This is a genomic window from Martinezella tropici (assembly GCF_008370325.1).
Taxonomy (GTDB): domain Bacteria; phylum Pseudomonadota; class Alphaproteobacteria; order Rhizobiales; family Rhizobiaceae; genus Rhizobium; species Rhizobium tropici_B.
Map to the genome: position 1 here is coordinate 345,887 of NZ_VNIP01000003.1, position 23,666 is coordinate 369,552.

Sequence of the window (23,666 nt, forward strand, 5' to 3'; positions counted from 1 at the left end):
ACAAATTTCCTTCGGAGATCGCCTATGACATCGACCGCCGCAAACCGTGGATCCACGGCCCCTCCCTCCGCGACCCCTTTCGATCCGGATACAGGTCCATTGGCTCCGGGCGCCAAGAAACCCGGTTCGGACACCGCAGTCCATAAAGTCGGCTATAATGGTCGGCCCGGTGCATTTGCAGATGTTGCCTGCAGGATGGCGTTCCCATCCGCAGATCGCATCGCCCTGCCGAGCTTGGAGACCACGATTGCCAGCACCGCCCGCGGTGAAGTCGACCGGATCCTCCTGCCATGCGAAAACAGCTTGGTTGGGCGCGTGCCGGATGTGCACAGGATCGTGCCCGACAGTGGTTTGCATATCGTCGGCGAGCATTTTCAACGCGTCGAACATTGCCTCATGGCGCCGGCAGGCGCATCGCTTGCGAGCATCAGACGCGTGCGTTCGCATCCCGTGGCGCTTGGTCAGGTCAGCCGGCTTATCGCCGCACTCGATCTCGAGGCAATCGCCGCTCCGACGACATCGCACGCCGCCGAGCTGGTGGCTTCTTGCGAGGATCCGAGCGAGGCCGCGATTGCTTCGGATCTCGCAGCCGACCTTTACGGATTGAATATCCTCAAACGCAATGTCGAAGACGATCCGCATAACACGACGCGGTTCTATGTGCTGTCTGCCGAACCTCAAGCGGTCGAGCAAAAGACACAGCTTCTGACGACAATCGTCTTCCGCACCCAGAACCGGCCGGGCTGCCTCTACCACGCCATTGCCGGATTTGCCGAAAACGGCATCAACATGACCAAGATCGAAAGCTACCTTGTCGGCGGGCAATTCGTGCCGTCCCGCTTCCTGTGTGAGTTCGAGGGCGATCCAGCCACACCAGACGTGGCTGATGCGCTCGATATTCTCGCCCGCCATGCTCGCGAGCTGGTCGTGCTCGGTACGTTTCCGATGGCGAGCCGCCATCTGCGAAACCGCAGTGAGGAAAGTCTCTGTTCTTGGGGAACCAAGCCTCCGGCCGCCTTTCGATGGTCCCATGGCCAGCAGGAGGTCGAGCAATGACGACCGCGGTGAACCACTACGGACGCCATGGCGATCTTGTCGATGCGGCAATCATGAAATTGAAGCTGCATTTTGGCGATCGGCTGACAACGGCGGCGGCCGTGCGTGATCAGCATGGCCATGACGTAAGCTGGCATCCTTCTCATCCGCCGGACGCGGTCGTTTTCCCTGATACGGCGGGTGAGGTATCGCGTATCGTGGCGACCTGCTACGCCTTTGACGTGCCGGTGATCCCGTTTGGAACCGGCACCTCCTGCGAGGGACATGTTGCCGCCCTTATGGGCGGAATATGCATCGATCTCTCACGGTTGGATCGGATTTTGATGATTCGACCGGACGACATGACGGCGACGGTCGAGGCAGGTGTGACCCGCAAGCGCCTCAACGCCGAACTGCGCGATACCGGATTGTTCTTTCCCGTCGATCCCGGCGCAGACGCCTCACTTGGCGGGATGGCCTCGACGCGGGCCTCAGGTACGAATGCCATGCGGTATGGCACGATGAAAGACAACGTCATTTCACTCGGTGTCGTCCTGCCCAATGGTGATCGGATCCGCACCGCAAGCCATGCTCGCAAATCGGCTGCCGGGTACGATCTGACACGTCTCTGGGTCGGGTCGGAAGGCACGCTCGGCATCGTGACCGACGTGACCGTCAAGCTTCATCCAATTCCAGACCACGTCGTTGCGATCTCGGCGAGTTTCTCCACACTGGAACAGGCGGTCGGTTTCGTGCTTGTTGCGACCAGGCTCACCGACACATTGGCACGCATCGAACTGCTCGATGAACTGCAGGTCGAGGCCGTCAATCGCTATTCAAAACTCTCCTTGCCGGTCGAACCAACGCTTTTTATCGAACTGCATGGTAGCCGCGCGGCGGTCGAGGCCGCCTTGCCGTTCATAGAGGAGGAGGCACGCGTCGCCGGCGCCAGTCGGTTTGATACGGCCGTGTCGGCAGAGGACAGAGGCAGGCTCTGGCAGGCACGCCATGATATCTGGTGGGCCAACCTCGCGCTGCGCCCGGGCGCAAGTGCCCTCCCCACGGATAGCTGCGTGCCGGTATCGCGGCTCGTCGAGGCAATTCTTGCCGCCAAGGCCGACGTGCGAGATCTTGGTCTCCTCGCCCCCATCTGTGGTCATGTAGGTGACGGCAATTTCCATCTTTGCGTACTCTTTGATCCCACCGACGCCGACGAGCGTCAGCGCGTCGAGGCGCTAACCAAACGTCTCGCCGCACGCGCCATCGCCCTGCAAGGGACGTCGACCGGCGAGCATGGGATAGGCCACGGCAAAATAGCAGCGCTTGTCGCGGAGCATGGTCCTGCCATTCGGGTCATGGCAGCGATCAAGCGCGCCATCGATCCTCACAACATCATGAATCCAGGCAAGATTTTCAATCTCGCCGAAGCGCCGCCTTTCAATTGAGCAAGATCCATAAACCAGGGAGGAAATAGAACAATTATGTCCAACCAGCATGGCCCAGCATCGATCGCCGATTTCAGAATTGCCGCGCGGCGCACATTGCCGAAAATGGTCTTTGACTTCTTCGACGGCGGGGCCGGCTCGGAACTGACGCTGCTCGAAAACCGCGCGGCACTGGACCGGATCCGTCTCGTCGGCTCCGCACCGGTCGATGTCGGTCATCGCTCGGCGGCGATCTCGCTTTTCGGCAAGCCGGTCTCAATGCCGATCATCATCGGACCTACCGGGCTTGCAGGTGCGGCATGGCCCGCAGGCGACCAGGCGTTGGCCCGGGCCGCCGGACGAGCGGGAATCCCCTTTGTCATGAGTTCGGCAGCCAGCGCGACCATGGAGGCGGTAGCCGCCGCCGGCGAAGGCAGAAAGTGGTTTCAGCTCTACCTGTTCCGTGACCGCGAGGTAAGCCTCAGACTATTGAAGCACGCTGAGGCGTTGGGCTTCGAAGCAATCGAGATAACCGTCGACAACGCCATTCCCGGCAGACGGTTACGTGACGCCCGCAATGGCTTTTCGCTGCCGTTCCGCTGGACACCCAGAAAGCTCCTGAGCCTTGCGGCTCATCCCGGATGGGCCTTGCGAATGGCCAAGGCCGGCGCTCCGCGTCTGGAAGTCATGGAAGCCGAGTTCGATCTCAAATCTGCAGGAACGATTGCCGAGGTGATGGAGCAGCAGCTCGATCCGACCGTGTCTTGGGACGACATCGCCTTCATACGGGATCGCTGGAAGGGACCACTGATCCTCAAGGGATTGCTCAATCCGAGGCAGGGGAACCGGGCAGCCGAGTTTGGGCTTGACGGTATCGTGGTCAGCAATCACGGCGGGCGGCAACTCGATGGAGCCGTCGCGAGTATCGACATCCTGCCGGAATTTGTCAGCGCTGTCGGGGGCAAGCTCGCAATCCTGGTCGACAGCGGCTTTCGCAGCGGCACCGATGTTGCCAAGGCGCTGGCGCTTGGAGCAACGGCCGTGCAGGTCGGCCGGGCGACACTCTACGCCTTGGCGAGTGGCGGCGAGGATGCCGTGTTTAGAGCCCTTGCCATCATCGCTGCCGAACTCGACGTCGCTCAGGCAATGATGGGTGCGCCCACCATTGCCGATCTTCGACCTTCCAAGCTTCGCCTTCCTCCAACGCTGTTGCGGCCCGAGCAAGTTTCCGCCCGCGAACCCATGTCTTCGCGCCCGCAGTCACCATTTGCCGCCTGACCCCGTCATTACCAAAACCCTTACGAGGAGATTGCTCCGGTGAAACGCAGAACCGCTTTAGTACACGCACTGGCCCTCTCGGCCCTACTCCTGTCTCTTTCCGCCACGGTCACAACCGCGGCGAACAAGACGGTGGCACTGACCTATATCGTCGAGCATCCGGCCATCGACGCGGCCCGCAAGGGAATCGTCGATGCACTGGCCGATGCCGGTTTCGTCGATGGCAAAACCATAACGCTCGACGTCGCAAGCGCTCAAGGGAGCATGCCAACGCAGACGCAGATCGCCAGGACATTTGCCGGCAAATCGCCCGACGTGATCGTCGCCATCTCCACACCGTCCGCCCAGGCCTGCCAGGCCGCGGCCAAAGGAGCGATCCCGATCGTGTTCTCGGCCGTGACGGATCCCGTTGCCGCGAAATTGGTCAAAAGCTTCGCTCAGCCGGACGGCACGCTGACCGGAACCAGCGACAGACAACCTCTGAACCTGACCTTCGAACTGATCCATAAAATGACACCAACGGCAACGAAGGTCGGCGTCCTCTATAATGCTGGCGAAGCCAATTCCGTCGCACAAGTGGCTGAGATGAAGACCGAGGCGGCCAAGATTGGCATGAGTATCGTCGAGGCGACGGCGGCACAGTCAGCCGCGGTGCCGGACGCCGCCCGCAGCCTCGTCGGCAAGGCCGATGTGATCCTCCTGCCAACCGACAGCACGGTGGTTTCCGCCGTCGAAAGCGTGGTCAAGGTCGGCGTCGACGCGAAGATCCCGGTCTACGCCAGCGACACCAATTCGGTCGAACGGGGTGCAATGGCTGCACTGGGATTCAATTATTACAAGCTGGGACGGCTGACGGGCGAGATTGCCGCCAAGGTTCTGAACGGCGCAAAGCCGGGCGACATCCCGGTCGGAACGCTGGACAGCGAGGATCTTTACCTCAATCTCGCCTCGGCCAAGAAGATGGGCGTCACTCTCTCTGAAGCGATGACGCAGAGCGCAGCGAAGGTGATCGACCAATGAGCCTGATTGCCCTTTCCGGTGCCTGCGAAGCAGGCCTGCTGTTTGCCCTCGTTGCCCTTGGCGTCTATCTCTCGTTCCGAGTGCTCGATTTTCCGGATCTAACTGTCGACGGCAGTTTCCCGCTCGGCGCCTCGGTCGCGGCGTCGACGATCGTGGCCGGCGTGCCGCCCATTGTCGCAACACTCCTCGGATTTGCCGCGGGCGCTTCTGCGGGCTTCGTCACGGCATTCCTGTCGGTCCGGCTGAAGATCATGAACCTGCTCGCAGGGATCCTGACCATGGTCGCATTGTTCTCCATCAATCTGCGCGTCATGGGTAAGCCGAATATTTCGCTTTATGGGACCGACACCATATTTTCCTGGATCGACGGGATCGCGGCGCTCGGGGTCTGGGCCAATACGATATTGCTTTTCTGCATCGTGTTAGCCGCAAAGGTGTTCGTAGACTGGTTCCTTGCCACGCAAATGGGGCTGGCCTTGCGTGCAACCGGCGCCAGCCCGAGGATGGCCGAGGCACAGGCCGTCGATAATGGCCGCATGGTCACGCTCGGCATGGCCCTCGCCAACGGCCTCGTCGGCCTTGCCGGGGCGCTTTATGCCGAAAGCCAAGGCGTTGCCGATGTCTCGATGGGTATCGGCACGATCGTCACCGGTCTTGCCGCCGTCATTATCGGCGAAACAGTCGTCGGCGCAGGATCGGTCGCACGAGCTACGCTCGGCTGTATCCTCGGTGCATTGATCTACCGGCTGGTCATTGCGCTGGCGCTCGACGGTGGCGTGATCGGAATCCAGGCACAGGATCTCAATCTGGTAACCGCATTGGTGGTCGCCGTCGCCGTGATGATTTCGAAAACACGGCTGAAGAAGCTACCCTCCATCAGGCGTACCCGGCTGCCTGAGTCATCGAAAGCAGAAGGAGCGGCCTCATGATGCTGAATCTCGATACGATATCGGTCACGTTCAACCCGGGGACAGCTCTCGAAGTGGCCGCCCTGCGCAACCTGTCCCTGGCGATCCCACAAGGGCAGTTCGTAACCGTCATCGGCAGCAATGGTGCCGGAAAGTCCACACTGCTTTCGACCATTGCCGGTGCAACTTCGCCCGATCGGGGCCGGATCGTTATCGACGGCGTCGACGTTACGCGGTTGTCTACGCAGGCACGGGCGCGATTCATCGGCCGCGTATTCCAGGACCCCCGTATCGGAACCTGTGAGGCTCTTACCGTCGAGGAAAATCTCGCGCTCGCTTCCGCGCGCGCCGGACGGCGCGGACTGTCCCTTGCGCTTGGCGGACGGAATGGGCGCGCGCGGTTCGAAGAACAGCTTGCCAGTCTTGGTCTTGGACTTGAAAGGAAGCTTAGGGCGGGGATCGGCACGCTTTCCGGCGGCCAGCGACAGGCGGTAAGCCTGTTGATGGCGACATTGCTGCCGATGAAGCTACTTCTTCTCGACGAACATACGGCAGCGCTCGATCCCAAGGCAGCGTCGCGCATCCTGGCACTTTCGGCGGAGATCAGCGAACGTCAGCATCTCACCACGCTGATGGTCACGCACAGCATGCGCCATGCTCTCGACTATGGCGAGCGCACCATCATGATGAGCGGTGGACGCATCGTACTTGATGTGGCAGGCGAAGAGCGGGCCGGCTATGATATGCCCGGCCTAATCGCCCTGTTCGGAGCGGCGAGTGGCGGCGAGATTGCCGAAGACAGGCTATTGCTCGCTTGATTGCCGCCGCGATCGTCCGCAGCTTGTTTTCGCAACTTCACTGGAATATATCTGCAATATGCAATTAAAAAACGATCAACCTGATAATAGGGTGGCGGAGGAACGCGAGGATGGAACGGCGGTCAAGCCGGCATTTCGGCTGGATCGCTGGATACCCTATCGAATGTTTCTGGTCGCAAGCAGCACCGCCGAGTTGCTCGCGTCCTACTACGGGCCGCGCTACGGCCTGTCCCAGGCGTCGTGGCGCATTCTCGCCATCGCTGGGGGCCGACCCGGGCTTTCGAGCAAGGAAATCTGTCACGCCGGTGCGCTGGACCAATTCGCCGTCAGCCGCGGTATAGCGCAACTGGTCTCTCTGGGTTTTGCCCGGCGCAATGCCGGTGCCGGTGACCGGCGGTTTTCGGCGGTCGAACTGACAGCCGATGGCTACAAGGTGCTCGAAGAGATTGTGTCCATCGGCCAGGCCATGGAAGCACGTATTCTCGAAAGTCTGTCCGAGGGTGAGCACGAGACGCTGCATGCCATGCTTGATCGCATCGAAGATGCTTGCGCCGGAGCGGTTGCTCGCGGCTGGCAGGCTGTCGTGACCGACGTCAAATCTGGAACCTGATCTCCTGTTCGGATCAGCACACCAACCTGGAAGCGCTAAGTTTGAAGGTGCGACGCTTCGGGGCCGATAGCGGCCTGAGGCGGCGGTGCTCGAACATCTGGAGTGTTCGCCTTCGCGTTTATGAATTAAAGGCAGCCGCTTGCGCCGAACGGCGCGGCAATGCCGTTCGGCGCAAACAGAGCGTCAGTGGTGACAACAGTCCAGAGCCGCCTCAGCTATCGGCGGAACGTACGCGGCAAACTCCCGTTCGAGAGCCTTGATGACGCCGGTGCGCCAGCCATCTGCAATGCGTTCGGAATAGGGATCCGGAAAGATATCCTCCTCTCCTCTTTCGAAGCCGTTGAATATTCCGGCTGCCACCAGGCTGGGCGGCGACTTCGGCACCTCGAAACCGCGTGTCATGTCGGTATCAACAGGCCCGGTGAAACAACTGTGCACTGCGACACCGTGCGCCGACAGGAGCGCTCGGAAGGCCTGCATCAAATTATGCGCCGCCGCCTTCGAGATCGAATAGGCAGGTGTAGAAGCGACCGGCACGAGTGCCGATAGCGAGAGGTTGTTGATGATGGCGCCTTTCGATCGCATCAATGCCGGCAGAAAGGCCTGGGTCACTCTCAGTGGCCCGAAGAAATTGACCGCCAGATGGCGATTGATGATGTCTGCGTTGCCGAGATCGTCAGGCATGAAGATGCCGGCATTGTTGATGAGGATATCGAGATTCCCGATCGTCGTGACTGCCTCCTGGAGGTCGCGTTCGTCGGTTATGTCGAGTTTGACGACGGTGACGCGTTCATCATCATGACGTTGCTCGCTACGCGATCCCGAATAGACGCGCTTTGCACCGCGCCGCAGCGCTTCGTCCACGAGAGCCCGGCCGATGCCACGATTGGCGCCGGTGATCAGGACCGTTTTGTTTTCGATGTTCAAGACATGCTCCTGTAACTGACCAGCCACCAGGAGGGGTTTCCTGATGATCATCGAGAAGCTTAGTCCCGGCAGCCTATACGTGGGAGTAACAAGGTTGGCGGGATTTCTGAGGCGTATGCGGGTGACTGGACCCCCAGGCCCTCTCGCGACGAGCTTGCCTTGCCGGGATTTCCACCGCTTGGACGGCTCGCCGGGCCGCTGCGCAACCCACAGCCCTACGGCGGCGCGCCAGCGCGCATCAGCTCGACCAGGCGGATGGCTCTTTATGCGCCGAAATGGTGTGGCATTCGCGCATCATTCTCCGCAAAGTAGAAAATATCGAGTTGGCAAAAACGAAATAGTTCGGTACAGAATTTCCACCGCAGCAGATCAATCAAAGGAGGCGTTGCATGACACCAGCATCCATCGAAACCCTCCCGTCCGGAATGATCCGACACTAGGTCATTTCTATTCGCGGCCCGCCACGGGTGCGACATGCGGTTTTTAATTTCCTTCACAGCTCGATCGATCTGCCGGGATTAGTTCGTCTCCCGTCCGACTGTGTCTATTAACTCTCGATTTTGGGGCCGACTGCCAAACACGGAGTCGGACTGGTTAAAATGACTCGCAAGAAGCTCGACTTCCGTGCCGATGCTTATCGCAACGTGCTCGGCTTTGTTTTTCGTCAGTGGACCCATCGTCCCGCTCTGGTGGGCATCATCATTCTGCTGGTAATCGCTAGCACGCTGGCCGAAGTTTTGGTGCCAGTATTTTCCGGCCAGATCGTCGACACGATTGCCAGCGGCGATGCGGCTGGTGATGCAATTCGTGCCTTCGCTATCGTAGCGACCCTGGGCCTGACCAGTGTCACCTTACGCTGGTTTATCTTCGACGGGATCATCCGGCTGACGCTGCGCATCATGGCGGATGTGGTCAATAACGGCTTCCACAAAGTCCAGCGGTTCTCAACCGATTGGCATGCCAATAGTTTCGCCGGCTCGACCGTACGCAAGATCACCCGCGGCATGTGGGCGCTCGACTCTCTCAATGACTTGCTGCTCGTAGCCCTGCTGCCTTCGATCGTCATGCTGGTGGGCGCAAGCATCGTGCTGGGCAGTTACTGGCCGATCATGGGTCTGATCGTGGCTGCTGGATCGCTGATCTACATCGGCGTGACTGTGATGCTTTCGGTGGGCTTGGTGTCACCGGCGGCGAAGCTTGCCAATGCCTGGGATACCAAGCTGGGTGGTGCGCTGGCTGATGCCATCAGCTGCAACTCGGTGGTGAAGGCTTTCGGCGCTGAAATCCGCGAAGAGGAACGCTTGCGCCATGTACTGGCCAAGTGGGACAACCGAACACGACGGACGTGGAAGCGCGGGACACTGAACGGCACGATCCAGGGCTTCATGATGGTCTTCATGCAGGCCGGCATTCTTGGGACCGGGCTTGTCATGTGGCAGCAGGGGCTGGCGACGCCCGGCGATATCACATTTGTCCTAGCGATGTTTTTCGTCCTGCAGGGATATCTGCGCTCGGTAGGGCAAGACATTCGAAACCTGCAGCGCGCTGTCAACGACATGGAGGAGCTTGTCCTGCTCGACAAAACGCCGCTGGGCATCGAGGATAAGCCGAACGCGAAGACCATCGCGATCGGTGAGGGCGAAATCGTGTTCGATCGCGTCACCTTCCAGTACGGCGCCCATCCCACCCCGCTCTACGACGATTTCTCGGTCACGATCAAACCGGGGGAACGGGTCGGATTGGTGGGACATTCGGGCTCGGGTAAGACGACCTTTGTCAAACTCATCCAGCGCCTCCATGACGTGAAGTCCGGCTCGATCCGAATCGACGGACAGGATATCGGCCAAGTCAAGCAATCGAGCCTGCGCGGCCAGATCGCTATCGTGCAGCAGGAGCCTATCCTGTTTCATCGCACTCTGGCCGAAAACATCGCCTATGGCCGGCCAAACGCATCCCGGCGTGAGATCGAGAATGCAGCGAAACAGGCCAGTGCACATCGCTTTATCATGGACTTGCCGAAGGGCTATGAGACGATGGTGGGCGAGCGCGGTGTCAAGCTGTCGGGTGGCGAACGTCAGCGTGTCGCCATCGCTCGGGCATTTCTGGCTGATGCACCCGTGCTGATCCTGGATGAGGCGACCTCCAGCCTGGACAGTGAGAGCGAAGTGCAGATCCAGCAGGCCATGGAGCGCCTGATGGAGGGCCGCACGACGCTCGTGATCGCGCACCGGCTGTCGACGGTGCGGGCGCTCGACCGACTGCTGGTTTTCGATAGAGGAAAGATCGTCGAAGAAGGCGACCATCAAGCGCTCATCCGGCTCAACAACGGCATCTATCGCCGACTGTTCGAGCGGCAGGCGCTCGAACTGACCAAGGGACTGGTGGCATGAGCAGAAGCACTGCAGCTTTATCTGCACTTGCTCAATAGGGAAGAAGTCTCGTCCGCCTTCGGGCCCATTGCGGACTTTCATAGCCCGTGCGAATTTGAGATCATGACAAGACCTTGTGCAGGATACCACCCGGGATAACACAGCGATCGGAAATTGGCGGATAATGGTAGCGGCAAATGCGACAATCCGTCAAAGCAACACATTGATATTGTAGTGTACTTAGGATCGCAGCGCAGTATAGGGTAGATCAAAATCATGTTTGGAGTTGAATGAAATGACCGACAGCGTGCTCGATATTCCGGTAAAAAGGATCGACGGCAGCGATACGACGCTTACCGACTTTCGCGGCAAGGTCATCATGGTCGTCAACGTCGCGTCCAAATGCGGCCTGACGGTGCAGTACGAAGGATTGGAAAAGCTTTACGAGGACAAGCGTGACGAGGGCTTTGTCATTGCCGGCTTCCCAGCCAATGATTTCAAGGGCCAGGAGCCGGGCAGCAACGACGAAATATTGAGCTTCTGCACCCTGACCTACGATGTGCAGTTCCCGATGTTTTCCAAGATTTCCGTCACCGGCGAGGAACGCCACCCGCTGTATACCAGCCTGATCGCCTCCGGTGTCGAGACGATCGGAGACGGACCGATGCGTGAGCGGCTGGCAAAGCACGGCCTTGAAACCGGACAGGACGGCGGCATTGTCTGGAATTTCGAAAAATTCCTCATCGGCCGCGATGGCAAGGTTGCCGCCCGTTTTGCTCCGGATATAACTGCGGATGATCCACGTTTTATTTCCGTTCTGGAAAAAGAACTCGCTCGCGCCGGCTGAAAAACCGCGACGATTTAGATAAGAAACCTCAATTAATTCAAAGTAATAATCTATATCTCCATCAACGCGGCAAGTATTACTTTGCCGCGTTGCGCCATTGCTTACCCTTGTGCCCAGGAGTATTTTGAAGCCTCCGAATATATCGGATGGAACGCTACATCAATTCTGGGAGGAGGATGTCATGCGCGAACCTGATATGCAGAAACTTGATGCCTTGGTTGGGCGCCTGGTCGGCGATGTCGGCGCGGCGGTCTCGGGCGTGCTGGTGACACTCGGGGACCATCTGGGTCTTTTCAAGGCCATGGCGGACGGAACACCGATGACGTCGGCGGAGCTTGCCGACAAGGTTGGCGTGAAGGAGCGCTATGTGCGCGAATGGCTGTCGGCGCAGGCGGCGGCCGATTATGTCACCTACGACGACAAGACCGAGCGCTTCTACCTGACGCCGGAACAAGCCATGGTGTTTGCGGAGGAAAACAGCCCCGCCTTCTTCACCGGCGCCTTCGACGTGGTTCAATCCATGTGGCTGGATGAGCCGAAGATCGCCAATGCCTTCAAGACCGGCAGCGGCCTCGGCTGGCATGAGCACAGCGCCTGCCTGTTCCGCGGCACGGAGCGGTTCTTCCGGCCGGGCTACAACAGCCATCTCGTTGCTGAATGGATACCAGCGCTGGACGGTGTGCATGAAAAGCTTCAGGCAGGCGCCGCCGTTGCCGATGTCGGCTGCGGCCACGGTGCCTCGACCATTCTGATGGCACAGGCCTATCCGAACTCGACCTTCTTCGGCTTCGACTATCATCTGCCCTCGATCGAACGGGCGCAAGCTGCCGCCAAGGAGGCGGGCGTTGACGGCCGCATCACGTTCGAGCAGGCAAGTGCCAAGGATTTCCCGGCTGCCGGTTACGATCTCGTGGCGATGTTCGATTGCCTGCATGACATGGGCGATCCGGTCGGCGCCGGCAAACATGTCAAGGAAAGCCTCGCTGATGATGGCACCTGGATGATCGTCGAGCCCTTCGCGCATGATTGCCTGAAGGACAACCTCAACCCGGTCGGCCGCGTCTATTACGGCGCATCGACGATGATCTGCACACCGGCTTCGCTGTCGCAGGAAGTCGGGTTGGGTCTGGGCGCGCAAGCCGGCGAGTTGAAACTGCGCAAGGTTGCCATGGATGCGGGCTATTCGCATTTCCGCAAAGCGACCGAAACGCCGTTCAACATGGTCTTCGAAGTCAGGCCATGAAGATCGTGCGGCGCGCTTGATCGAAGGCGCGGCACGGCGGCTTATAGACGCTGCCCGTCTTCGCCGAACAGCGACGCGAGCGTCGGCTGGAAATAGACCGGCTGCTCGCGGTCGAGCGCAACATCCTCGTCGGCATCGATGCGCACCGACAGCGTCTCGCTGCCGACCTGGCCCCAGATCAGATTGTCCGAGCCCATGGGCTCGACGATGGTGAAGGTTGCCGGCAGACTGGCAGCCCGGCCACCCGCGGGCTGGAACTGCATCTGCTCGGGCCGGACACCGAGCGTCGCCTTGCGGCCCTCGCCCGGCGCGCCCGAGAACTCGTAGCCGTTGAGATCGATCTTGCGGCCGTCCGGCAATGCAAAGGACGGCACGCCGCCGTTGCTCGTCACCTGCCCGGAGAGGAAATTCATCGAGGGCGAGCCGACGAAGCCTGCGACGAAGCGATTGACGGGGCGCCGGTAGATTTCCTTCGGCGTGGCGAATTGCTGGATGACCCCGCCGCTCATGACGGCGATACGATCGGCAAGCGTCAGCGCCTCGATCTGGTCGTGAGTCACATAGATCATGGTGGAGCCTAGGCCGCTGTGCAGGCGCTTCAGCTCGACGCGCAGCTCGGTTCGAAGCTTGGCGTCGAGATTGGAGAGCGGCTCGTCGAACAGGAAGACATCGACATCGCGCACCAGGGCACGGCCGATGGCGACACGCTGGCGCTGGCCACCGGACAACTCGCCCGGCCGGCGCTTGCGCAAGGGATCGATCTGCAGGATCTGCACGGCGCGGTCGACACGCTGGGCAATCTCGTTTTTCGGCATGCCGGCGATGCGCAGCCCGAAGGAGAGATTTCCCTCCACCGTCATCGTCGGATAGAGCGCGTAGGACTGGAACACCATGCCGATGCCACGATCCTTCGGCTCTTCCCAGGTGACGTTCCTGTCGCCGATCCAGACCTGCCCGTCGGTGATGTCGGTCAGGCCGGCAATCGCATTGAGCAAGGTCGACTTGCCGCAACCGGAGGGGCCGAGCAGCACGATGAACTCGCCGGATTGTATCTCGAGATTGAGCGATTTCAGGACACTGACGCTGCCGAAATCGATTGCAAGTTCGCGAATGGAAACATTGGCCATGAACTATCCCTTGACTGCACCGGCGGTGATGCCGCGCACGAACCAGCGGCCCGAGCCGAAATAGACGATCAGCGGCACCAGGGCGGTGAGAATGGTCGCCGCCATGTTGACGTTGTAGAGCTTCTCGCCCTGGGTTGAGTTGACGATATTGTTGAGCTGCACGGTCATGGGAAAGTTTTCCCGGCCGGCGAAAACGACGCCGAAGAGGAAGTCGTTCCAGATGCCGGTCACCTGCAGGATCGCCGCCACCACCAGGATCGGGATCGACATCGGGATCATCAGCCGGAAAAAGATCTGCCAAAGCCCGGCGCCGTCGATGCGGGCCGCCTTAAAGAGCTCCATCGGCAGGCTTGAATAATAGTTGCGGAACAAGAGCGTCAGGACCGGCAGGCCGAAGACCGTATGGGTGATGATGATGCAGGGCAGCGTCGAATAGATGCCGACATCACGATAGATCAGGACCAGCGGATAGATGAACACCTGATAGGGGATAAAGGCGCCAAGCAGCAGGATGGCAAAGAGCACGTTTGCGCCCTTGACCCGCCAGAAGGAGAGCGCGTAGCCGGTCAGCGACGAGATCAGGATCGACAGGATCATGCTTGGGATCAGGATCTTCACCGAGTTCCAGAAGCCGACGCTGATGCCCCCGCATTCAAGCCCGGTGCAGGCCGTGCTCCACGCCTGTACCCAGGCATCCGCTGTCCACATCTGCGGTAAGGCGAAGATATTGCCCTGGCGGATCTCCGGCATGGATTTGAACGAGGTGACGAGCATCACATAGAGCGGCAGGAGGAAAAACAGTGCCGCGAGGACGAGAAAGAGATAAAGGCCGATGCGGCCAGGGGTCAGATGCTGCGGCTTGCGCCCGGTCGGACCCTGCATGGCACCAGTGACGGAAGACGGCGTCGTCATCAGTTCCCCCTCGGCTTTTCACGGAAATATTCATAATAAAGCCAGGGCGTCACCAGGATGACCACCGTGATGAACATCACGGTCGATGCCCCGGTCGCAAGGCCGATATTGCCGCGCCCGAAGAGGTAATCCATGATGAATTTCCCGGGCACTTCGGTCGAGATCCCCGGACCGCCACCTGTGGTCGCCAGCACGAGTTCGTAGACCCTGACGACGGCAATCGCCAAGAGCACGCTGGCGGTGATAATCGTCGGCCTGAGGATCGGGATGACGATGTGAAGATAGACGCGCCAGCTCGGTACGCCGTCGATGCGCGTCGCCTTCCACAATTCGCGGTCGACGCCGCGCAGGCCGGCCAGCATGATCGCCATGACAAGGCCGGACGATTGCCAGATGCCGGCAAGCACGATGACGTAAAGGGCGAGATCGCTTTGGACGATCCAGTCGAAACGGAACCAGGTGAAGCCGATGCTGTCGGCAACCTTCTGCAGGCCGAGCGTCGGGTTCATGATCCACTGCCAGACCAGCCCGGTGACGATGAAGGACATCGCGAAGGGATAGAGAAAGATCGTCCGGAACGTGTTTTCGAAACGGACCTTCTGATCGAGCGCGACGGCCAGTAGAAAGCCGAGGATCAGGCAGCCGGCAATAAACAGAATGCCGAAGACGACGACATTCTGCAGCGACAGCAGCCAGCGCGCCGTCGAAAACAACCGCTCATACTGCTTCGAGCCGACGAAAATGTTGACCGGCAGCACCTTGCTGTCCGTGAACGATATCCAGATGTTCCAGACGACCGTGACGACATAGGCCAGAAGCACAATGACGAAGGCCGGGAACAGCGCCACATAGGGCGAAAAATGCATCTTCCTGCGGCTGACGCTCGCAGGCGTGGCGGCCGCTGGCACGGCGGCGGCACTCGTGTCTGGGGTGCTCATGGGCGCGCTCCTCCTCAGCATTCATGGAAGCCGGCGGCAGGGGATGCCTGCCGCCGCATGGATGTCGATCGAAGCTTACTTCGCCTGTTCAATCACCTGCGCAAACTGCTCGGCGAACTGGTCGGCCGTCATGCTGGGCGTCGTCCAGTATTGGGCGACCAGATCCTGTTCCGTCTGGACGATGTCCTGAGCCGTGAGCACGTCCGGCGCGAGGATCTGGCGGCTCGGATCCTTGAGCGCAGTCAGGCCTTTCTGGGCACAGGCATCGAGCTTCGACGTATCGACGTCGAGGCGCACCGGCACGGAACCCTTCTTGGAATTGAAGGCAAGCTGGCCTTCCTTCGACATGATGACCGTTGCCAGCAGCGTCTGGGCGTCGGTGGCGGTCTTGTCCTTCAGAACCGGGAAGACGAAGATGTCGCCGCCCATCATGAAGTTGGATTCACCCGGTCCAAGGATGCAGCCGAAATCCTTGTCGGCGGCAAGGCCGGCATGGATGAACTCGCCCTTGGCCCAGTCGCCCATGAACTGGATGCCAGCCTTGCCGTCGATCAGCATACCGGTCGCGACGTTCCAGTCACGGTTCGGGCTGCCAGGATCCTGATAGTTGCGCAGCTTGGCGAAGACTTCCGCCACGTGCTTGAACTTGTCTGACTTGACCGCATCCGTATCGAGGTCCTTCCAGACCTTGGCGTAGAGATCCTTGCCGCCCTCTCCGAGCAGGATGGCATTGAACATCGACTGCAGCTGCCAGGGCTGGCCGCCGACGGCAACCGGGATCAGGCCGGCGGCCTTGATCTTGTCGAGCGCGGCAAACATTTCGTCCCAGGTCTTCGGCTCTTCCGTTACGCCGGCCTTGGTGAAGACGGCCTTGGAATAAAAGACCCAGTTCTGGCCGTGATCATTGATCGGAGCGCCATAGATATGGTCCTGAAATTGGATGGCCTGATAGAAGGACGGCGTCAGGACCGATTTCCAATCCTGCTCCTTGGCAAGATCGTCGAGCGGCCGCAGCAGACCTTGCTGTGCCAGTTCGTTCATCTGGGTGCCGGTATTGAACTGCATGGCCGTCGGCGGGTTGCCGCCGATGATACGGTTGATGCCGATCGGACGGGCGGTCGAGCCGGAGCCAGCAATTGCGGTATCCACCCATTCGCCGCCGGCGGCGTTGAAGGCCTTGGCCAGTTCCTTCACGGCGGCGGCTTCGCCGCCGGACGTCCACCAATGCAGGACTTCAGCTTTCTTGCCTTCGGCCAGAGCGCCGGTCACGCTCGCCGCAACCAGCGCCGTGGCGCCGACCAATGCCATCATCAATTTGCGCATGCGTTCCTCCTCCTTTGATAACGTTCTCCCAACGCCTGTGTTCAGCCGCCGCCGTCCACAGACATCGGATGCCGAATTCAACGATCCTCCAAAACCGCGCCGCCGGGCCTCCGTTCCCAGCGGCAAATGGTCAATGCTTCCTCTGGCATTGCCCCTTCGTCAAGCCTGCAGCCCGAAAGGACCGCATTTCCCTGAACTCTATAGCGCAGCCTAAGCGAAACGTCCCTCATTAATTGTGCGCGCTATTGGATCCGGGCGGCCGCAGCTGCTATGAATTGCAACCACGCCGCGTGACTGGGCAGAGCGCTCGAAAGCCGTCATGACTTCCAATGCGTGGAAGGCCAGTTCCGACGATACGCGATGTGGGCGTCTCGAGCGAAGGGAATCCACCATTTCGGCCGCGCCCAATCCGCGCAGACCGAGATGGCCGGGCATACCCTCGGTGTAGGGATGATCGACCGGAATCTCCCGCCATGCATCGTCACCATCGCGGAATATCTCGACCTTGCCGGTGAAATTGTTCGGGTCCGGCGTCACCATGGTGCCTTCGGAGCCGTAAAGCTCGATCTGATTGTGTCTGTGCTTGATGACGTCGAAGCTGGTGACGATGGTGACGGTCGCGCCGCTATGGAATTCCATCACGCCCGTCAGATGCGTCGGCACCAGGACCTTGATCGTCTCGCCGCGATGCGGATCGGTCTTTACCGTGCGTTCGATGCGGGTGATCTTCGCCGTACCGAAGACCTCGCGCACCGGGCCGAGCAGCGCGATCAGGTTGGTGACGTAATAGGGGCCGACATCGAGCATCGGACCGCCGCCACGACCATAGAAGAAGGCGGGATTGGGGTGCCAGTGCTCATGGCCAGGCAAGAGCAGCATTGCAGTGGCGGAGATTGTCTTGCCGATGCGCCCTTCGTCGAGCAGCCGACGCGTCAACTGGTGGCCGCCGCCGAGGAAGGTGTCGGGAGCACAGCCGAGCCGCAGATCCCCTGCCCGCGCGATCGCCATCAGCTCCTCCGCCTCTGCCATGGAGATGCCGAGCGGCTTTTCCGAATAGACATGCTTGCCGGCAAGCAGCGCCTTCTTGCTGATGGCATAATGCGAGACCGGCGTCGTCAGGTTGATGATCAGGCCGATTTCCGGATCCGAGAGCATCGTATCGAGCGCCACGGCTTCGATGCCGAACTGCTCGGCGAGTTTGCGTGCAGATGTGTCATAGAGATCGTAGACCGATTTCACGCGGATGAAATCGAACATATGCAGGGTCGCGACATAGGTGGCGCTGATATTGCCGGCGCCGACGATGCCGACTTTCATGGCCTCGTTGCTCATTGGGATTTGCCTCTTACGAAATGGTGATATCAAGCTCGGCGGCAGCGGCGCGCAGATAGCTCATGCCGCGGCGCATCTCGTCATCGAATTCCGCCGTCGCTTCGCGAAAATGCGTCCAGTGCGAGGCCCCCGGCGCATCTTCCAGCTCCAGCGTGATCGGGCCGGAATAGCCGATGGCCTGAAGTGCTGCGAAGATCGCTTTCCAGTCGATCTTGCCGCGCCCTGGCCGCCAATGGGCGTTGGTATGACCTTCATTGTCGGAAAAATGCGTATTGAAGATGCGATCGCCGAGTGCCAGCACGACATAATGCGGCATGTCGCCGGCCGGAAAGAGATGGCTCGGATCGAAATTCAGGCCGAGGTTGGCAGCACCGGTGCGCTCGATCAGGCGCAGCATGCCCTGACCGGAACTAACCCAGCGATAGGGGTGCGGCTCTATCGCGACCCTGAGATCGGCGGAGGCGGCGATTTCGCAAGCCCTGGCGAAACCGTCGACGACGGCATCATATTCGCCCGTCCAGTCCCATTGCGGCTCGACCGCCGCGCTCCATTCCTGCGAAATCGGCCGCTGCAGGATCGGCTTGACCTCGGACTGAAACGGATAGGGCGTCATGCTCGTGACGACCGGCGTGCCGATGGTAGCCGCGACATCCATCCCGCGCTTGTAGCCATCGAGATCGACGGTCGACATGGCAGCGTTCGCTGCGCGGCTGAACGGCAGATTGAAGAAGAAATTGGTGAGAACCAGCCCCTCTCCGTCAGCAATCGCCTTCAATTCGCCAATGGTTTCGGGCGTATAGTAACTCAGCATGTCCACCGACCATGCAGTCAGCTCGAAGCCCTTGCAGCCGGTGCGGACAAGCCGCCGGAGCGGCGCCTGATAGGGCGGATTCCAATTGAAGGTCCAAATAGGCGATCCGAAAAAAAGCGATCCGTCGCTCACGTCATCCTCCCTTGCAATCCGTAGAGCCGCTTCCGGCGAGGTCTCCACGCCTGAACAACTGTGCCTTGCCGATGAGCCTCCTCGCTCGAAATCGACAATTCGTAACGTTACGATTATGGAAAAGAGATGGGCTGTCAATCGACTATTTTGCAGCCACCGCATGCTTGATTTTGTTCAATCTGCAAATTTGTAACGTTACGAATATCTTCTAGGAACCTGCTCATCCTGCAAGCAGCAACATTCTTCAAGCGTGGCGTAACTGGCTTTGATGATCGACGAAGGCGGCGCGGACAACTTCGCGCAGATCGGCCGGATCTTCGCCGCCGATCGCCCGATGCAGGAAGGCGGCCAATCGCTCGCCTATGGCGTGGTTCGAATAGTGGAAGGTACTCAAAGGCGGGTTGAAGAAATCGGGTAGCGCCGTGCCGCCATAGGTAATCAGCGCGAAATCCTTGCCGGCCTGCCGCCCGGCATCGCGCAGGCCAGCAAGAAAACCGAGAGCCGCCTCCTCGCTGGCGACGAAGGCGGCCGTCGCCGCGGTATTCTGCGCTGCTATATGCTTTGCCATCTCGCGACCATTGTCGGGTGTGGCCGTGGTGAAATGGATGCCATCATCAGGCACATCGAGGTGACGCTCGGCAAAAGTCCTGCGCCAGCCCCTTACGAATTGCAGGCTGTAGGTGAATTGCTGGCTGGGCGCGATCAGCAGCGGCTTATGGTGGCCGGCATCGAGCAGAAGACGTGCAGCCTCCGCGCCGATCACTTCATGATCGAGATCGATGCTCGGATGAACGCTCAAGAGCTCCGTCCGCCCGAAGGTGACAAAGGGCATGCCGACTTCGAGCAGATATTTGACGCGATCGTCCTGCGGGGTCGTATGCGTAATGATGATGCCGTCGATCGATCCCTCCTCGACGATATCGCGTACCGTCGCGAGTGGATCATCTGCCTGGAGCTGCGGGACGATCGTCGTCCGGTACCCTCGCGCCTTCATATAGCGCGAAGCGCCTTCGATTAGCGAGGCGACGACAATGTTCATCTCGCCCTCGCGCCCGAAAGGCAGCACGATGCCGATGGCGTGGGTCTTGCCGGTGCGCAGATTGATGCCGCCGAGATTCGGACGATAGCCAAGCTCGCCCGCAACGCGCTTGACCAGTTCGATGGTCTCGCGATTGACCTCCGGGCCTTCCTTGAGGGCACGGCTGACTGTCGTGACCGAAAGACCGAGAGCCGTAGCCACGGTTCGCAAGGTCACGCGCTGACCTACTTCGCGACGCAAGCCGCGCCCCATCGCCAATCCCTGCACCTTCGACAAATCATTCCGCTCCGCCATGTCGGCGCGAGAATGCCCGCAGGCGGGTAACGATGCAAGCGCAGGCTGCGATCAAAGTCGAAGAGGGGTGCGTGTTTGGGCTCTCGATCCGATAGTGTCGCCTGACATCAGGACACAACCTTAAGCATAGATATTCAGCCGGCATTCAGAAAGGCAATTTTAAGGTGCATATCGTCAGTCATTCCATCATTAGGGGAAACTAATGGACAAATATACCAAAACTGTTTTGACAATCATCGCCGTCGCGCTCGCGGCAATCGCCATCCAAAACACAATTACGCCGGCGCAAGCCGTCGGTGGCGGCTGCGGTACGGAGACCTACCGGCCCTGCTATGTAAAGCTGGTGAACTAACGCAACCACCGCTGCCCGTGGAATACCTCGGGCAGCTTTTATCCCAGCCGATTATGAATCAGCGCCTTTTCGCGCAGCCTGGATGGCCGTGCGGGCGCCTGTCCGCAGCTGCGCCGTTTCCGTGCCGGCGATGACCAGATCGAGGCCGAGCTTCAAATATTGCCCGGCACGATCGCCATCGCCGCCGAAGGCGCAGATGACCTTGCCATGGGCGCGGCAGCGTGCAAGCGCTGTGGCAAGTGCCTGATCGATCGCGGCACTCTCGGGCGCAAGCCGGGCACCATTCGAAAGCGCGATGGAAAGATCCGACGGGCCGATGAAGATGCCGTCGATACCATCAACGGCAAGGATCTCGTCGATTGCGTCGAGCGCCGTCCGGGTTTCGACCATTGCGATGGTGACTGTCAGGCTATTAGCGCTCTGCAGATAGTCTTCAGCAGAAATGCCGAAATGATTGAGAGCAAGCGAGGGTCCCCAGCTACGCTCGCCGAGCGGCGGATATTTGGTCGCCTTCACTAGGGCGCGCGCGTCATCTCCGGAATTGATCATCGGCGCGATGATGGCGGACGCGCCGGCGTCCAGAAGCCTTGATGCCGATGCGAAGTCGCCGACCGGAATGCGGGCAATTGCCGGCTTGCCAGCAAGCCGGACATGCGCAATGCCGTTTGCGGCCGAGGCCATATCCCACATGCCGTGCTGCATATCCAAGACGAGGGTATCGAAATCTTCCTGCGCCAGATGGTTGACGAGCATCGCGTCGGGAATACCGACCCAGCCGGAGATCATGCCGCCATTTTCGCGGCGCTTCAGGCGTCCGGCAAAACCGTTAATGTCAGTCGTCATCATCTTTCCTCACCAATCCAGAACAGGCTTTGTTCTTCCAGACATCCGTTGATCATCAAATCATGAATCGACGGCATCGTTGCCTTCGACAATACTCAATTCCAGCTGTCGAACCACTCGAAAGTGATCACCCGCTGCGCGCGAATCAGGAGAACAAGCTCTTCAGGGCTCCGATCACGCAACCTAAGTTCGACCCACAATGTGCCAGAGCAACATGACAAATACCCAGATATTTTCGTCATTTGACCATTCAGCGTTATCTCGTAGGCGACAGCGGGACTCCGAAAATCACCATCTGACCAGTTCATCTCTTCCATGACTGCCAAAACACCGTAAAACACTAACGGCGCTCATCGCATGCGGATGAGAGTGGGACATATGGAGAGCATCGAGATCATGCAGCAACGAGACTTTTTCAAGCCAGGCCGATCGGTCGCGATCTCCGACAAGGGCATGGCGGCGACCTCGCATCCATTGGCAACGCTTGCCGCCGTCGACATTCTGCGTGCCGGCGGCAATGCCGTGGACGCTGCGGTTGCCGCGGTCGCGTTGCAGTCTGTCATTGACCCGCACATGACGGGGATCGGTGGCGATTGCTTCGCACTCTACAGCGCAGCCGGCGGCATGCCTGTCGGGCTGAACGGCTCCGGCCGCGCAGCCCGCACATGACGGGGATCGGTGGCGATTGCTTCGCACTCTACAGCGCAGCCGGCGGCATGCCTGTCGGGCTGAACGGCTCCGGCCGCGCACCGAAGAGGGCAAATCTCGATTATTTCCTTGAGAAAGGCTTCACCGCCATCCCGGACGACAGCCCGCACGCCGTGACCATTCCTGGCGCGATCGATGCATGGTGCCGGCTGATCGGCTCCTATGGCCGGCTGGGCATGGATCGCGTTCTGGCTCCGGCGATCGCGGCTGCGGAAGAGGGCTATTGCGTCACGCCGCGCGTTGAACTCGATTGGCGTCGCTACAGCTATCGTGTGGCCAAATATCCGCAATCGGCTGCCTACTTCCTGCCGAACGGCAAGGCGCCGCGTACCGGCGACCGTATTGCCAACCCCGCGCTTGCCGACACCCTGAAGGCCATTGTCAGAGATGGTCGGGACGCATTCTACCGCGGTCCGGTAGCCGAGGAGATCACCACGCTCCTTCAATCGCTCGGCGGTCTGCACGAGGAAAGCGACTTCGCGGACTACAAGGCTTTCGACACGAAGCCGATTTCCGGCAAGTTCCGTGGCCGGGATCTGCTGGAATGCCCTCCGAACGGCCAGGGCCTGGCAGCGCTGCTGATCACCCGTATTCTCGACGGCTTCGATCTTCGCGATCCCAAGTTTTCCGAAGCCGACCGCATTCACCTGCATGCCGAAGCGACCAAGGCCGGTTACGCCATGCGCGACCAACTGATCTGCGATCCCGATCATCTCACTTTCGACATCTACGAATTGCTGTCAGATCGATCGGTCGCCGCCATGCGGGCGAAGATCAGCCTCGATCATGCCGCCGACACCAAAATCTGGGATGGGCCGACACATCGCGATACGGTCTATGTTTCCGTCGTCGATCGGGATGGCAACGCCATTTCTCTGATCAATTCCGTGTTCATGGCCTTCGGCAGCGGCATCTATGCTCCTCGCTCGGGCGTCTTGCTGCAGAACCGCGGTGCCGGCTTCGTCGTCAAACCAGGCCATCCGAACGCCATCGGTCCCGGCAAGCTGCCCTTCCATACGATCATTCCGGCAATGCTGATGGAAGATGGCAAGGTGCGCATGAGTTTCGGCGTCATGGGCGGGCAATATCAGGCAGCCGGTCATGCCCACATGCTCACCCAGATCCTCGATCGCGATCTCGATCCACAGCAGGCGAGCGACCAACCGCGCAGCTTCTGCTTCGGCGGCAAGCTCTCGCTCGAGCCGACCATATCGGAGGAAACCCGGCGGGATCTGGAGCGACGCGGCCATGTCGTCGAATGGGCGGATGAACCGATCGGCGGCGCGCAGGCGATCATGATCGATCGCGAGCGCGGCATCCTGCTCGGCGCATCCGACCATCGCAAGGATGGCATGGCGCTCGGCTATTGACCTAGA

General features: G+C 60.1%; 20 protein-coding genes and 1 pseudogene. 12 read left to right on the plus strand and 9 right to left on the minus strand.

Annotation, left to right across the window (positions count from 1 at the left end; translation table 11 throughout):
* Positions 1-24 precede the first annotated feature (24 nt).
* From FP026_RS04485 to FP026_RS04515, 7 genes are all read left to right on the plus strand, one after another.
* Positions 25-1,056: a prephenate dehydratase domain-containing protein gene (locus tag FP026_RS04485; RefSeq protein ID WP_149633418.1), complete on the plus strand. Its 1,032-nt coding sequence runs from the start codon at positions 25-27 to the stop codon at positions 1,054-1,056.
* Positions 1,053-2,480, plus strand: coding sequence for an FAD-binding oxidoreductase (locus tag FP026_RS04490; protein ID WP_149633419.1), 1,428 nt, complete (start codon positions 1,053-1,055; stop codon positions 2,478-2,480). Before FP026_RS04485 ends, FP026_RS04490 begins: the two co-directional genes overlap by 4 nt.
* Positions 2,481-2,516: 36 nt before the next feature.
* Complete coding sequence (locus FP026_RS04495; protein WP_149633420.1) at positions 2,517-3,737, plus strand: alpha-hydroxy acid oxidase; 1,221 nt, start codon at positions 2,517-2,519, stop codon at positions 3,735-3,737.
* A 39-nt stretch (positions 3,738-3,776) separates the two neighbouring features.
* Positions 3,777-4,757 carry an ABC transporter substrate-binding protein gene (locus FP026_RS04500; protein ID WP_149633421.1) on the plus strand — a complete coding sequence of 327 codons (981 nt, stop codon included), beginning with the start codon at positions 3,777-3,779 and terminating at the stop codon, positions 4,755-4,757.
* Complete coding sequence (locus FP026_RS04505) at positions 4,754-5,686, plus strand: ABC transporter permease (protein WP_149633422.1); 933 nt, start codon at positions 4,754-4,756, stop codon at positions 5,684-5,686. Before FP026_RS04500 ends, FP026_RS04505 begins: the two co-directional genes overlap by 4 nt.
* Positions 5,686-6,483 carry an ABC transporter ATP-binding protein gene (locus FP026_RS04510; RefSeq protein WP_188112507.1) on the plus strand — a complete coding sequence of 266 codons (798 nt, stop codon included), beginning with the start codon at positions 5,686-5,688 and terminating at the stop codon, positions 6,481-6,483. Before FP026_RS04505 ends, FP026_RS04510 begins: the two co-directional genes overlap by 1 nt.
* A gap of 91 nt (positions 6,484-6,574) precedes the next feature.
* On the plus strand, positions 6,575-7,093 hold the full coding sequence (locus FP026_RS04515; RefSeq protein ID WP_246665234.1) for a MarR family winged helix-turn-helix transcriptional regulator: 519 nt from the start codon (positions 6,575-6,577) through the stop codon (positions 7,091-7,093).
* Positions 7,094-7,276: 183 nt separating this feature from the next.
* Here FP026_RS04515 and FP026_RS04520 read toward each other — a convergent pair whose 3' ends face one another.
* Positions 7,277-8,020: an SDR family NAD(P)-dependent oxidoreductase gene (locus FP026_RS04520; RefSeq protein ID WP_149633425.1), complete on the minus strand. Its 744-nt coding sequence runs from the start codon at positions 8,018-8,020 to the stop codon at positions 7,277-7,279.
* 599 nt (positions 8,021-8,619) lie between these two features.
* Here FP026_RS04520 and FP026_RS04525 point away from each other — a divergent pair.
* The 3 genes from FP026_RS04525 to FP026_RS04535 all read left to right on the plus strand — a co-directional run bounded on the left by FP026_RS04525 (position 8,620) and on the right by FP026_RS04535 (position 12,479).
* The gene (locus FP026_RS04525) at positions 8,620-10,410 is read left to right on the plus strand and encodes an ABC transporter ATP-binding protein (protein ID WP_149633668.1); all 1,791 of its coding nucleotides are present in this window, start codon (positions 8,620-8,622) and stop codon (positions 10,408-10,410) included.
* Between the two features lie 274 nt (positions 10,411-10,684).
* Positions 10,685-11,236, plus strand: a complete 552-nt coding sequence (locus FP026_RS04530) for a glutathione peroxidase (RefSeq protein ID WP_149633426.1) — start codon at positions 10,685-10,687, stop codon at positions 11,234-11,236.
* A gap of 181 nt (positions 11,237-11,417) precedes the next feature.
* Positions 11,418-12,479, plus strand: coding sequence for a class I SAM-dependent methyltransferase (locus FP026_RS04535; protein WP_149633427.1), 1,062 nt, complete (start codon positions 11,418-11,420; stop codon positions 12,477-12,479).
* A gap of 41 nt (positions 12,480-12,520) precedes the next feature.
* Here FP026_RS04535 and FP026_RS04540 read toward each other — a convergent pair whose 3' ends face one another.
* From FP026_RS04540 to FP026_RS04570, 7 genes are all read right to left on the minus strand, one after another.
* Positions 12,521-13,606 carry an ABC transporter ATP-binding protein gene (locus FP026_RS04540; RefSeq protein WP_149633428.1) on the minus strand — a complete coding sequence of 362 codons (1,086 nt, stop codon included), beginning with the start codon at positions 13,604-13,606 and terminating at the stop codon, positions 12,521-12,523.
* A 3-nt stretch (positions 13,607-13,609) separates the two neighbouring features.
* Entirely contained in the window at positions 13,610-14,518 is a 909-nt protein-coding gene (locus FP026_RS04545) for a carbohydrate ABC transporter permease (RefSeq protein WP_149633429.1), read from the minus strand.
* Positions 14,518-15,456 (minus strand): carbohydrate ABC transporter permease, encoded by a 939-nt coding sequence (locus FP026_RS04550; protein ID WP_149633430.1) that lies wholly within the window; start codon positions 15,454-15,456, stop codon positions 14,518-14,520. Before FP026_RS04550 ends, FP026_RS04545 begins: the two co-directional genes overlap by 1 nt.
* Before the next feature lie 75 nt (positions 15,457-15,531).
* Positions 15,532-16,779 (minus strand): ABC transporter substrate-binding protein, encoded by a 1,248-nt coding sequence (locus tag FP026_RS04555; protein WP_246665235.1) that lies wholly within the window; start codon positions 16,777-16,779, stop codon positions 15,532-15,534.
* Between the two features lie 210 nt (positions 16,780-16,989).
* Positions 16,990-18,111, minus strand: coding sequence for a Gfo/Idh/MocA family protein (locus FP026_RS04560; protein WP_149633431.1), 1,122 nt, complete (start codon positions 18,109-18,111; stop codon positions 16,990-16,992).
* 13 nt (positions 18,112-18,124) lie between these two features.
* Positions 18,125-19,054, minus strand: a complete 930-nt coding sequence (locus FP026_RS04565; RefSeq protein ID WP_188112494.1) for a sugar phosphate isomerase/epimerase family protein — start codon at positions 19,052-19,054, stop codon at positions 18,125-18,127.
* Between the two features lie 244 nt (positions 19,055-19,298).
* Positions 19,299-20,360, minus strand: coding sequence for a LacI family transcriptional regulator (locus FP026_RS04570; RefSeq protein WP_246665254.1), 1,062 nt, complete (start codon positions 20,358-20,360; stop codon positions 19,299-19,301).
* Between the two features lie 229 nt (positions 20,361-20,589).
* Here FP026_RS04570 and FP026_RS30125 point away from each other — a divergent pair, with 229 nt between their 5' ends.
* Positions 20,590-20,739 (plus strand): hypothetical protein, encoded by a 150-nt coding sequence (locus FP026_RS30125; protein WP_015342612.1) that lies wholly within the window; start codon positions 20,590-20,592, stop codon positions 20,737-20,739.
* Between the two features lie 51 nt (positions 20,740-20,790).
* Here FP026_RS30125 and FP026_RS04575 read toward each other — a convergent pair whose 3' ends face one another.
* Complete coding sequence (locus FP026_RS04575) at positions 20,791-21,582, minus strand: HpcH/HpaI aldolase family protein (protein WP_149633434.1); 792 nt, start codon at positions 21,580-21,582, stop codon at positions 20,791-20,793.
* 396 nt (positions 21,583-21,978) lie between these two features.
* Here FP026_RS04575 and FP026_RS04580 point away from each other — a divergent pair.
* Positions 21,979-23,660 (plus strand): annotated as a pseudogene (locus tag FP026_RS04580) (gamma-glutamyltransferase family protein).
* Positions 23,661-23,666 lie beyond the last annotated feature (6 nt).